The 12,449-nt window shown below is 68.7% G+C and carries 9 protein-coding genes; 1 reads left to right on the top strand and 8 read right to left on the bottom strand.

Going from position 1 to position 12,449, the window contains the following annotated elements; genetic code table 11:
• Positions 1–131: 131 nt before the first annotated feature.
• The 8 genes from BIX52_RS15335 to BIX52_RS15300 all read right to left on the bottom strand — a co-directional run bounded on the left by BIX52_RS15335 (position 132) and on the right by BIX52_RS15300 (position 9,712).
• Positions 132–968, bottom strand: coding sequence for a M48 family metallopeptidase (locus BIX52_RS15335; protein WP_205647768.1), 837 nt, complete (start codon positions 966–968; stop codon positions 132–134).
• A gap of 275 nt (positions 969–1,243) precedes the next feature.
• A complete protein-coding gene (locus BIX52_RS15330; RefSeq protein ID WP_075221967.1) occupies positions 1,244–2,863 on the bottom strand; it encodes an ABC transporter ATP-binding protein in 1,620 nt (539 codons plus the stop codon).
• Positions 2,860–3,390 (bottom strand): type II toxin-antitoxin system VapC family toxin, encoded by a 531-nt coding sequence (locus BIX52_RS23690; RefSeq protein ID WP_075221966.1) that lies wholly within the window; start codon positions 3,388–3,390, stop codon positions 2,860–2,862. The genes BIX52_RS15330 and BIX52_RS23690 overlap by 4 nt, the downstream gene beginning before the upstream one ends.
• Entirely contained in the window at positions 3,378–3,623 is a 246-nt protein-coding gene (locus BIX52_RS15320; protein WP_075221965.1) for a hypothetical protein, read from the bottom strand. The genes BIX52_RS23690 and BIX52_RS15320 overlap by 13 nt, the downstream gene beginning before the upstream one ends.
• Before the next feature lie 9 nt (positions 3,624–3,632).
• Complete coding sequence (locus tag BIX52_RS15315; RefSeq protein ID WP_075222114.1) at positions 3,633–4,769, bottom strand: ABC transporter permease; 1,137 nt, start codon at positions 4,767–4,769, stop codon at positions 3,633–3,635.
• Between the two features lie 20 nt (positions 4,770–4,789).
• Positions 4,790–5,893, bottom strand: coding sequence for a microcin C ABC transporter permease YejB (locus tag BIX52_RS15310; protein WP_075221964.1), 1,104 nt, complete (start codon positions 5,891–5,893; stop codon positions 4,790–4,792).
• A gap of 61 nt (positions 5,894–5,954) precedes the next feature.
• The gene (locus tag BIX52_RS15305; protein ID WP_342743839.1) at positions 5,955–7,853 is read right to left on the bottom strand and encodes an extracellular solute-binding protein; all 1,899 of its coding nucleotides are present in this window, start codon (positions 7,851–7,853) and stop codon (positions 5,955–5,957) included.
• On the bottom strand, positions 7,850–9,712 hold the full coding sequence (locus BIX52_RS15300; RefSeq protein WP_075221963.1) for an extracellular solute-binding protein: 1,863 nt from the start codon (positions 9,710–9,712) through the stop codon (positions 7,850–7,852). Before BIX52_RS15300 ends, BIX52_RS15305 begins: the two co-directional genes overlap by 4 nt.
• Positions 9,713–10,149: 437 nt before the next feature.
• On the opposite strand from BIX52_RS15300, the gene BIX52_RS15295 reads away from it, so the two are divergent.
• Positions 10,150–12,441 (top strand): protein-disulfide reductase DsbD family protein, encoded by a 2,292-nt coding sequence (locus BIX52_RS15295; protein WP_075221962.1) that lies wholly within the window; start codon positions 10,150–10,152, stop codon positions 12,439–12,441.
• Positions 12,442–12,449: the final 8 nt, after the last annotated feature.

Below are 12,449 nucleotides of genomic sequence, written 5' to 3'. Positions count from 1 at the left end.
GCCTTGCGCCGGCCGCATCCCGCAAGCCGGCCCCACGACGCGGCCCGAACAACGAAAAAGCGCCCGAGCGGGAAGCTCGGGCGCTTTTTTTCGTTGTGCGTGAAGATCTCCGCCCGCAGGCGGCGCGCGGGTCAGGCGCCGCCGATCGCGTGCAGCATCCGTCCGTGCGTCTTCAGCCACAGGCGCGCGGCTTCGTGGTTCGGGTCCAGCTTGGCGTTCAGCGCCCAGAAGGCCGCAGAGTGGTTCAGCTCGATCAGGTGCGCCACCTCGTGCGCGGCGACATAGTTGAGGACCAGAGGCGGCGCCAGCACCAGCCGCCACGAGAAGGACAGCACCCCCGACGGGCTGCACGAGCCCCACTGGGCGCGCGTGTCCTTCACCTTCAGCATCGACGGGCGCTTGCCTACGACGGCCGCGTGGATCGCCACCGCCGCCTCCAGGTCCGCCCGCGCCTCGGCCTTCAGCCAGGTCGCGAGGCGCCGGCCGATATGCTCCGGCGCGCCGGGCACCCACAGGATGTGCCCCTCGTCAGTCGACTCGGCGGCGACGGTACCGCGCACCCGGCCCGTCGCGCGGATCTCGTGCGCCTCGCCCCTGAGCGGGATGACCTCGCCCACCGCGAGCGGAACGATCGGGCTGCGCTCGGCGAGGCGCGCGGCCAGCCACGGCGCCTGCCCCTTCACGAAACGCTCGGCATTGCTGATCGGCGCGCGCACCGGCACGGTGACGATCGGCGCGGCTCCTCCCGGCGGCACGCGCAAGGTCATGCGCCGCGCCCGCGTCGCCCGGCGAAGCTCCACCACGGTGGGTCCGTCCGGCAGCTCCACGGTGATCTCCTCGCGCTGCGACGGGTCGGGCTTGGCGGCGACGACCGGCGAGCGCCCGGCATAGCGGCGCGTCATCTCCCGCGCCCCGCGGGCGAGGAAGGAGAGGCCGTGATACCAGTCTTTCTCGTCCGGCTGGTCCAAGCGCGAATCTCTGCTGGCGGTGATGAAAGGGCGCTCACTATCGTGCGGCGGAGCGGAACTGTCCACTCGCTTGCGATCCCGGTGAACCGGCGCGGCGGCGCCGTGTTCCGTCTGCGCAGGGGCGCTCTCTCAAATGCGCGCGGGGGCGCCAGCGGCACACGAGCCGGCACGTCCATGTCGATCCCTCCTGATGCGCGCCGGCTCCTCTGCCAACCCATGCGAATCGGAGCCACGGCGCGCGCCGGATTGGATAACGCGCCGCGGTGAAGAAAGTGTCAGTCCGCGACGGTGCCGGCGGGGGCGGCCTCGTGATGCAGTGCCGCGGCCATCAGCGCCTTGGTGTAGTCGGTCTCCGGCGCGTCGAAGATCTTCGCCGTCGGGCCGCGCTCCACCACCTTGCCGCCCTTCATCACGATCACCTCGTTGGCGAGCGCGCGCACCACCTGCAGATCGTGGCTGATGAAGAGGAAGGTGAGGTCGTGCTTCTTCTGCACGTCGCGGAGCAGGTCGACCACCTGGGCCTGAACCGAGCGGTCCAGCGCGCTGGTCGGCTCGTCCAGCACGATGAGGTCCGGCTCCAGCACCAGCGCGCGGGCGATGGCGATGCGCTGGCGCTGCCCGCCGGAGAACTCGTGCGGGTAGCGGTGGCGCATCTCGGGATCCAGCCCCACCTCGGTCAACGCCTGCACGACGCGCGCCTCCCGCTCCGGCGCGCTGAGGCCGGAATGGATCGTCAGCCCTTCGGCGATGATCGCGCCGACCGACATGCGCGGCGACAGCGAGCCGAACGGGTCCTGAAACACGATCTGCATCTTGGACCTCAGCGGTCGCATCTTCGCCCACGAGCGCGCCTCGATCGCCTCGCCCATGAAGACGATGCGCCCCTTGGAGGCGATCAGCCGCAGGATGGCGAATCCGAGCGTCGATTTGCCGGATCCCGACTCGCCGACGATGCCCATCGTCTCGCCCCGGCGCACGGCGAGGTCGATGCCGTCGACCGCCTTGATGTGGCCCACCGTGCGGCGCATCAGGCCGCGTTTGACGGGGAACCAGACCTTGAGGTCGTTGGTCTCCACCAGCATCGGGGCGTTCATGTCCGGCTCCGGTGCGGTTCCCTTCGGCTCGGCCGCCAGAAGGTGGCGCGTATAGGCGTGGGACGGATTTTCGAACACCTCCGCCGTGGGGCCGGTCTCCACCACCTTGCCGCCGGTCATCACCGCCACGCGGTCGGCGATGGAGCGGACGATGCCGAGGTCGTGGGTGATGAACATCATGCCCATGCCGGCGCGGGTCTGCACCTCCTTCAGAAGCGCCAGGATCTGCGCCTGGACGGTGACGTCGAGCGCGGTGGTCGGCTCGTCGGCGATGAGGAGGTCCGGCTCGTTGGCGAGCGCCATGGCGATCATCACGCGCTGCCGCTGCCCGCCGGACAACTGGTGCGGATAGCTCTTCAGCCGCCCTTCCGGGTCTGGGATGCCGACCGCGGCCAGCAGCTCCACCGTGCGGGCGCGCGCGGCCTTGTCGCCGAGGCCCTGGTGGACCTTCAGGATCTCGCCGATCTGCCGCTCGACCACGTGGAGCGGGTTGAGCGAGGTCATCGGCTCCTGGAAGATCATCGTGATGTCGTTGCCGCGGACCTTGCGCATCTCCTTGTCGGGGAGGCTCATGAGGTCGCGCCCCTTGAACATCACGCGGCCCGAGGCGGTGGCTCCCGGCGGCAACAGCCGCGCCACCGACAGCGCGGTGACGGACTTTCCCGACCCCGATTCGCCGACGACGGCGAGCGTCTCACCCGGTGCGACGGTCAGCGACACGCCATCCACCGCGGTCGTCGTGCGCCCCTCCTGGCGGAAGGTGACGGAGAGGTTCTCGATGGAGAGGAGGGGGGAGGTCACCGATGATAGGCCTTGTCGAGCAATGCGTTGAAGGGAGATTGGTCGGTGTCGTGGAAGGAGATGACGTCGACGGGGTTGGTGTCGATTGCTGTGGGACGAAGCGTGGAGGACCAAGGGTGCGCCCACCGGTAGCGCCCGCAGAGGCGCTTGTCGCCCGTGAGAAGGAGGCTGCATTTGTGGCGCAGTGCCGCCGCCACATGGATGACATCGGGCGCACGCAGCGCCTTGTGCCTGCCGCGGAGCAGGCCGGCGGCGTGGAATATGGACCAGTCGATGGGCAGAACGTCGATCAGGTCATCATCTCCGAAGAAGTGTTCGTAGCGGTCGAGCAGGTCCGCATTGCCCTCCCGCGCGGGGTGGACGATGCATTCGGTTAGCGACAATTCGCTCGAGCAGATCGTGTTCTCAGGCTGCGCCGCGTAGTGAGTGAAAAGGCTGCGCAGCCGGACGCTGAGATCGTCCTCGCTTTCGAACAGCGGAATGATCGCGGGGGCATCCAAATAGAGGCGCAGGTCTAGCGCTCCCATTCGTCGCGCAGCGCATCGACATCCTGGAGGATCTCCTGCGTCGACCGCGGGGGGATCTGGCGGGCGGTATCCCAGGCCTTGAAAATTTCGGCGGCACGGGCGGCGCGGTCTTGCTGCGTCGCGCTGGCGCCGAGGTCGCGCACCGACACCTCCACCTCGTGGGCGGGGTCGATGGTGCCGCGCAGATGGTCCGGCAGGTCGGCGGCTTTCAGGCGGATCCGAACGTCATCCATCACGGCACCTCATGCGAAGGTTTTGCGCGGGTCGAAGGCGTCGCGGACTCCTTCGCCGATGAAGATGAGCAAGGATAGCATGATCGCCAGCACCGCGAAGCCCGTGAGGCCGAGCCACGGCGCGCCGGGATTGTTCTTGCCCTGTGCCAGAAGCTCGCCCAGCGACGGCGAGCCCGGAGGCAGGCCGAGGCCGAGGAAGTCCAGCGACGTCAACGTGGTGATGGAGCCCGACATGATGAAGGGCAGGAAGGTGAGCGTCGCCACCATCGCGTTGGGGAGGAGGTGGCGCCACATGATCGTCACCGAGCCGACGCCGAGCGCGCGCGCCGCCGCGACATATTCGAAGTTGCGGGCGCGCAGGAACTCCGCCCGCACCACGCCGACGAGGCCGACCCACGAGAACAGCAGCAGGATACCGAGCAGCAGGAAGAAACTCGGCATGAAGACGGACGAGAAGATGAGGATGAGGTAGAGGGACGGCACCGAGGTCCAGATCTCGATGAAGCGCTGAAAGAGCAGGTCCGTCCAGCCGCCGAAATAGCCCTGTACGGCGCCCGCCGCGATGCCGATGATGGATGACAGCAACGTCAGCGCCAGGCCGAAGATGACCGAGATGCGGAAGCCGTAGATGGCGCGGGCGAGAACGTCGCGCCCCAGATCGTCGGTGCCGAGCCAGTTGTAGTTCCAGACCGAGCAGGCCGGATCGTCCACCCCGCCCTGGTAGGGGGCGCACAGTTCCTCGCGCGTGAACATCCAGGATGGCGGCGAGGGGAGGGCGGTCGGCGGGTTCTTGTTCTCGATGCGGTAGTCGTAGCGGATCGGCGGCCAGACCATCCACCCGTTGGCGGCGATCTCCTCGCTGATGAAGGGGTCGCGGTAATCGGTCACCGCATAAAAGCCGCCGAACTTCTCCTCCGGGTAGTCGACGAGGACGGGGAAGAGAAGCTCGCCCTTGTACATGGCGACGAGCGGCCGGTCGTTGGCCAGAAACTCGGCGAACAGGGTGAGGATGAAGAGCGGGATGAAAATGCACAGCGACCAGAAGCCGAGCCGGTGGCGGCGGAAGATCGCCCAGCGGCGGGCGTTGATACCGCTCCCCTTCGGTGCCTTGGCGGGCGCGGCGGCGGTATCGTGCGGCATCGGCATGGTGTCGGGGCTCGTCATCCTCAGACCTCCCGGCTTTCGAAGTCGATCCGGGGATCGACCATCGTGTAGGTGAGGTCGGACACGAGGTTGATGAGAAGCGCCATCAGCGAGAACACGTAGAGGGTGCCGAAGACGATCGGATAGTCACGGTCGAACACCGCCTCGAAACCGAGGAGGCCGAGCCCCTCCAGCGAAAAGATCGTTTCGATGAGGAGCGAGCCGGTGAAGAAGGCGCCGATGAAGGCGCCCGGAAAGCCGGCGATGATGATCAGCATCGCATTGCGGAAGACGTGGCCGTAGAGCACCGAGCGCTCCGACAGGCCCTTCATCCGCGCGGTCATCACGTACTGCTTGCGGATCTCCTCCAGGAAGGAGTTCTTCGTCAGCAGCGTGGTGGTGGCGAAGGCGCCGGTGGAGAGGGCGATCAAGGGCAGCGTCATGTGCCAGAAATAATCGGCGATCTTGGCCGGCCAGGAGAGCTGGTCCCAGTTCTCGGACGTCAGCTCGCCGAGCGGGAAGATGGACCAGAAGGAGCCGCCGGCGAAGAGGATGATGAGGAGGATGGCGAACAGGAAGCCCGGTATCGCGTAGCCGACGATGATGACGGCGGAGGTGACGATGTCGAAGGCCGATCCCGCCTTCACCGCCTTGCGGATGCCGAGCGGGATGGAGATGGCGTAGGAGATCAGCGTCATCCAGAGGCCCAGCGAGACCGAGACCGGCAGCGCTTCGACGATGAGTTCCACCACGCGGCGGTCGCGGAAGAAGCTCTCGCCGAGGTCGAAGGTGAGGTAGTTGCCGATCATGATGCCGAAGCGCTCGACCGGGCCTTTGTCGAAGCCGTATTGGCGTTCCAGCTCGGCGATCAGCTCAGGGTCGATGCCCTGGGCGCCGCGGTAGCCGGAATCGCCGCCGCCCGCCCCGGCCCCGGTGCCTGCGAAATCACCCGCCGATGTGCCGCCGGAGATGCGCGCGGTGGAGCCGACATCGGTCCCGCGCAACTCGGCGATGGCCTTCTCCACCGGTCCGCCCGGCGCGAATTGGATGACGACGAACGAGATGAGCATGATGCCGAACAGGGTCGGCACCATGAGGGCCAGGCGGCGGACGATGTAGGCGAGCATCAATCAGGCTTTCGGCGCGGCGGAGCGGGGCACGGGAGGGCGAGGCGGCGTCGACGCGGCATCATGCGGAGGCGGACCACCACGTTTCGGCCACGGGAAGCTCGTACCGCGGTTTGGTTTCCGGAATGCCGAAATCGGCCTCCCAATAGGCCACCGTGTGCGAACCCTTGTACCATTGCGGGATCCAATAGTGGCCGACGCGCGTCACGCGGTCCATGGCGCGCGCGGCGGCCAGCATTTCATCCCGCGTGGAGGCCGCAAGCATCGCCGCCAGCATCGCGTCGACCACTGGGTCGGCGATGCCGGCGAGGTTGTAGGACCCTTCCGTTGCCGCCGCCTCGGACGAAAAATATTGCCGGATCGTGTCGTAAGGCGTCGGCGCGAAGGCGAAGCGCTGGGTGAGAATGTCGAAGTCGAAGTTGACGCTTCTGAGCTGGTACTGGGTGGCGTCGACAGGGGTTAACCGCGCGTCGATGCCGATCGCCCGCAGCGTGTTGGCGAAGGGCAGGAAGATGCGCTCGGACGTCGGCTCGGACGGATAGAGATATTCGACCACCAGCGGCTCGCCCGCGGCGTCGACGAGCTGGCCGTCCCGCCGCGTCCATCCGGCTTCGCTCAAAAGCTCGATGGCGCGGCGCATGTTGGTGCGGTCGCGGCCCGACCCGTCGGCCACAGGCGCGGTCCAGGCCGGGCCGAAAACGGCGGGGTCGACCTGATCGCGGAACGGCTCCAGGAGGGCGAGTTCGGCGGCGGAGGGCTCCCCCTCGGCCATCATGTCCGAGTTCATGAAGAAGGACTGGGTGCGCTTGTAGGCGCCGTAGAAGAGGTTCTGGTTGGTCCACTCGAAATCGAACGCCCAGGCGAGGGCTTCGCGGGTGCGCGGATCGGCGAACTTCGGCCGCCGGGTGTTGATGAACCACCCTTGCGCGCCGGCGGGACGGTCGTCGGGAAATTCGCGCCGCACCACGTCGCCGCGCTGGATCGCCGGGAAGGTGTACTCCGTCGCCCAGACCTTGGAGGTGAACTCCTCGCGGAAATTCTCCTTGCCGGTCTTGAACGCCTCGAAGGCCAGCGTCCGCTCGCGGTAGAAGTCCACCCGCACGCTGCCGAAATTGTTGTGGCCGCGGCCGGACGGCACATCGTCGCCCCAGAAGTCCGGCCGCTTGACGAGGGTCACGTAGCGCCCGGCGGCGAAGTCGCCCACGGTGTAGGCGCCGGAGACGACAGGCTTGTCGAGCCGCGCGGCGGTGAAGTCGTTCGCCTCGTAGTAGGCCTTGGAGAGCACCGGATAGGTGGCGACCAGCGGCGGCATGCGGTTGGAGGCGCCCTCGCGGAAGGTGATCACCGCGGTCGCCTCGTCCGCGACCTCGAGGCTGTCGATGTCACTCAGCGGACCCGCGTAGATCGGGTGACCGTTCTCGCGCAGCGTCTCCAGCGTGAAGATCACGTCGGCAGCGGTGATCGCCGTGCCGTCCGAAAAGGTGGCGCCGGGGCGTAGCGTGAAGGCGTAACGCGGCCCGTCGATCTCCACCGCCTCGGCGATCTGTCCGTAGACGGCGTCGGGCTCGTCCAGCCCGCGCACCATCAGCGAGGCGTGGCAGAGCTGCATGAGGGGCGGCGAATCCCCCCGCAGGATGAACATGTTGAAGGTGTTGAAGGTGGTGGGGTTCTGGTTGCCGCCGAAGGACGAGGGGACGAGGCGCAGCTCGCCCCCCTTGGGCGCGTCCGGGTTCACGTAGGAAAAGTGGGTGAAGTCCGGCCCGTGGCGCGGCTCGCCGAAGACGGTGAGGGCGTGGGTCGTGCGCGGGTCGGCTGTGGCCCCGGCGGCCGTGCCGTCCACGCCGGCCTGGGTGCCTTGGGCGAGGGCGGGGGTGAGGCGCCAGGCGAGCGCCCCGGCGGCGGTGGCGCCGGTCAGCTCCAGCATGCGGCGGCGGGTGAAGCGCGGCCCGGCGCGGCTCACGGGCGGCCCTCTACGGTGGCGGCCTTCGCCTCGTCGTACCACCACACGGTCGGGAACAGGGATCCAAACGGGGGCAGCGTCTCCGGGTGGGAAAAGATGTTCCACCGCGCGGTGCGCTGGTTCGGCGAATAGAACAGCGGGATGACGTAGTTGTGGGCGAGAAGCACCCGGTCCAGCGCGCGGGTGGCGGCCACCAGCTCCTCGCGGTCCTTGGCGAGGATCACCTTCTCGATCAGCGCGTCGACACCGTCGTCCTTGATGCCCGCGTAGTTCTGGCTCTGCTCCTGGTCGGCGGCCTCCGAGCCCCAGAAATAGGCCTGCTCGTTGCCGGGCGAGGTGGATTGGCCCCAGGCGAGAACCGTCATCTCGAAGTCGCGGCTGCGCACCCGCTCGACGTACTGGGTGGAGTCGACGATGCGCACGTTCATCTCGACGCCGATCAGCTTCAGGCTGTTGGCATAGGGCAGGATGTAGCGTTCGGCCGCCGGGGAATTCTCCACCATCTCGATGGTGAAGGGCTGGCCGGTGGCCGAGTTCACCATCTGCCGCCCGCGCAGCTCGTACCCGGCCTCCTGGAAGAGGGCGATGGCCTGGCGGGCATTGTCGCGCACCGCCTCGCGCGTGCCGTTCACGGGGTTGGCATAGGGCTCGGTGAAGACCTCCGGCGGGACGAGGTCCTTCACCTCCTCCAAGATCGCCAGCTCCTGCCCCTCGGGCAGTCCGGTGGACGCAAGCTCGGTCCCCATTAAGAAGGACGAGATGCGGTCATACTGATCGTAGAAGATGGTGCGCTTTTGGGCCTCGAAATCGTACATGAGGTTGAGCGCGCGGCGCACGCGCTCGTCCTGGAATTTCGGCAGGCGCAGGTTCATCACGAAGGCCTGCATGACGCCCTGGTTCTGGATCGGGAACTCTTCCTTGACGATGTCGCCCCGCTCCAGCGCGTCGCTTTCATAGGCCGTGGCCCAGTTCTTGGCGCTGTTCTCGCTGCGATAGTCGAACCGGCCGCCCTTGAAGGCTTCCACCAGGATCGTCTGGTCGCGGTAGACGTCGTAACGCATGGCGTCGAAATTGTTGGTGCCGATCTGGGTCGGGTGGTCCTTCGCCCAATATTCCTCGGCGCGCTCATATTCGACGAAGCGGCCCGGCTCGAACGCGGCGATCTTGTAGGGGCCGGAGCCGAGCGGCGGCTCCAGCGTGCCGCGGGTGATCGAGCGCTCGGTTCCGTCCGGCGCGGTACCGGTCCACCACGCTTTGGGCAGCGGCTGAAGCTGGCCGACGATGTGCGGCAGCTCGCGATTGCCGGGGCGCGCGAAGGTGAAGCGGACGACACCTTCGTCCACCACCTCGGCGGACACGACGTCCTTGTAATAGAAGGCGCGGTTGGGGTCGGCCTCCTTCTCGGCCGTCAGCGTCCATGCGACGTCCTCGGCGGTGATGGGGGTGCCGTCGTGCCACTTGGCGTCCGGGTCGATGCGGTATTCCACCCACGAATAATCGTCCGGATAGCGCATCGCGTCGGCGATCAGGCCGTAGGCGCCGGAGATGTTCTGCTCGTCCAGCGCCGGGGTCATCAGCGAATCGTAGATCAGCGACAGGCCGGGCGCCTGGTTGCCGCGCTGCAGCACCGGGTTGAACGTGTCGTAGCCGGTGGGGTCGGCGAGGCGGATGCGTCCGCCTTTGGGCGCATCCGGGTTGACGTAGCCGAAGTGGGTGAAATCGGCGGGGTAGCCGGGCTCGCCCGTCAGCGCGCTGGCGTGGCGCCATGCGGGCTCTTGCGGCGAGGGGGCCGCCTCCTGTGCCAGCGCATTCGGCGCGACGGCGATCGTCAGTAAGAGCGCCCATAGCGTGGCACGCATGTCACATCTCCACATCGTGTCTCGTGGCTTCGGACCTTATCGCCCGAAGGCAGGCGCGCAACCCGGCGCGCGTCAGTCTGTCCGAGATGTAATCGCGCGCAACGACTCGGGTTCGCTGTGATCTCGCCTTATATTGCAGCTTCTTGCGGGTGCGGCGGGCGGTGGATCGGCCTCCGGCATACGGTTCGGCCTCGCCGCATCATCGCGCCCGCCGAGAAGGCGAGACGGAAGGACGCAGGGCGTGCGGCCCGGCGGGCCGCCGCGCGCGGGGCGGGGCATCGCCGGATCGCGCTCGGTGCGGCCGGTTCCGTCAGGCGAGACCGGCCAAAGCGAGGCGGTGCATGCTGCCGGTTCGGTCTCGCAATTGTGAGACAATCGACTTTGCGCTCGATTTGCATGGGGCGTAAGTGATCCCCAGCCTGGGAGAACCCTGCCGCATGACCATGCTCTTGCCCCGCCTTCTGTCCGCGCTCGCCGTGGGCTTTGCCGCGCTGACGGCGGTCCCTGCCGCTCATGCGGGGGAGGTGGCGGCGATCGCCGGTGACCATGTGGCCGCGCGGGTGCTGCTGAAGAACGCGGCCACGGCACCGGGCGAGACGGTGGACGTCGCTCTGGCCCACCGGCTGGACGCGGGGTGGCACACCTATTGGGTGAACCCCGGCGATTCGGGCGGGCCTCCCGTGGTCACCTGGACGCTGGACGGCGGGGCGCACGGCGAGACGATCTTTCCGGCGCCTGAGCGTCTGCCTTATCCGCCGTTGATGAACCATGGCTATTCCGACAGCTTCACCCTTCTCACCAGCCTGACCGTTCCGGCGGACTGGCCCGCGGGGCGGCCCTGGCCGGTCACCCTGGCGATGGATTGGCTCGTCTGCGAGAAGATCTGCATCCCGGCGAGCGGCACGACCACATTCGACGTGCCGACGGCCGCCGCGAGCGCCGAGGATCCCGCCGTCGCCTACGATTTCGTCGAAGCCGGGTGGGATATTCCGGCAAAGAGCGACGTCGCCGCCACCTATGTGCGGGACGGCGCGTCGATCCGCCTGACGGTTCCGGGCGCGGACGCCGGCGTGGCGAGCGGCGAGGACGCCCACTTCTTCGCCTTCAACGACCGCGCGCTCGACCATGTGGCGGACCAGCCCGCGGTCGTGGCGGACGGCGCTCTGACCCTGACCCTCACACCCGGACGCGGCCGCCTGACGGGTGAGCTCGGCGGTGTCCTCACCACCTCCAAGGGGGCGATCGAGATCGTCGCCGGTGGCCCTGCCGATCCCGAGCCTGTCGCCGCGCCCGCCATCGCCACCGCCTCCACCTCCAGCGGGGCCGGCGCGGGCGAGGTCGGGGCGATGGGGGCCGGAGCGAGCGGGGCCGGAGCGAGCGGGGCCGGGGCGAGCGGTGGCGGCGGCACGACGCAGAGCGCGGCGCCCTCCTTCCGCCTGCCCGTCGCGGCGGAGAAGGCGGACGCGCCGCCGGCAGGTCCGGCAGGGCTCGGAATGTGGCAGGTGCTCGGCCTCGCCTTCCTCGGCGGTATCATCCTCAATCTGATGCCCTGCGTCTTCCCGGTGCTGGCGGTCAAGGCGCTCGGCCTCGTGTCGCATGCGGCGGCCCCCTGGCGCGCGCGGGCGGCGACGGGGGCGGCCTATATGGCGGGCATCCTCGTCAGCCTGATGGCGGTGGCGGCGGCCATGCTGGCACTGCGCGCGGGCGGCGAGGCGGTCGGCTGGGGCTTCCAGCTCCAGAGCCCCGCCTTCGTCGCGGCGATGACGCTGATCCTCTTCGCCTTCGGCCTCAACCTGTCCGGCGTCTACGAGATCGGCACCAGTTTCACGCGGCTCGGCACGCGGGGCGGCACCGGGCCGGCGGCGGCCTTCTCCACCGGCCTTCTCGCGACCGTCGTCGCGACGCCCTGCACGGCGCCCTTCATGGCCCCGGCCATGGGCGCGGCGCTGATCGCATCGCCCGCCTTCGCGCTGGCCGTGTTCGCGGCGCTCGGTCTCGGCCTCGCGCTCCCCTTCGTGCTCCTCAGCCTGATGCCGGGGCTCGCCCGCGTTCTCCCCAAGCCGGGCCTGTGGATGGTGCGCTTCAAGCAGGCCCTCGCCTTCCCGCTCTACCTCACTGCGGCGTGGCTCTTCTGGGTGCTCGCCCAGCTCGTCAGCGTGGAATCGCTGCTGCCGGCGATGGCCGCGCTTGTCCTCCTCGCCATGGCCGCGTGGCTCTATGGACTGTCGCAGCGCGGGTCCGGCTCGTCCCACCGGGTGGCCTTCGGGCTCGCGGCGGGCAGCCTGGCGCTCGCCCTCGCGGCGCTGTGGCCGGCGGTCGGCCCGTCCGCCTCGCCCGCCATGGCGCTCGGCCGGCCGGACGGCGCGCCGCTCGGCCAGCGCGTGGTGGACGGCGGCGCCGAGGAGGCCTTCAGCCCCGCGCGCCTCGCCCAGTTGCGGGCCGAGGGGCGGCCGGTCTTCCTCAACGTCACCGCGGCGTGGTGCATCACCTGCAAGGTCAACGAGCGCGTGGTCCTGTCCGGCGACGACTTCCGCGCCGCGCTCGAGGCCCGCGGCGTCACCTACATGAAGGCCGACTGGACGCGGCGTGACCCCGAGGTGACGCACCTCATCGAAGAGTTCGGACGCGCGGGCGTGCCGCTTTATGTTTACTTCCCCGCCGGGGCCGATCCCGTGGTGTTGCCGCAGCTTCTGTCCGACGACACACTGCGGGCCGCCTTCGCCAGCTGAGACGAGAC

It is taken from the genome of Acuticoccus yangtzensis, from assembly GCF_001927245.1.
Lineage (GTDB): Bacteria > Pseudomonadota > Alphaproteobacteria > Rhizobiales > Amorphaceae > Acuticoccus > Acuticoccus yangtzensis.
The sequence above is the reverse complement of the archived record's forward strand: the minus strand, read 5'-3'. Positions and strand labels throughout refer to the sequence as shown.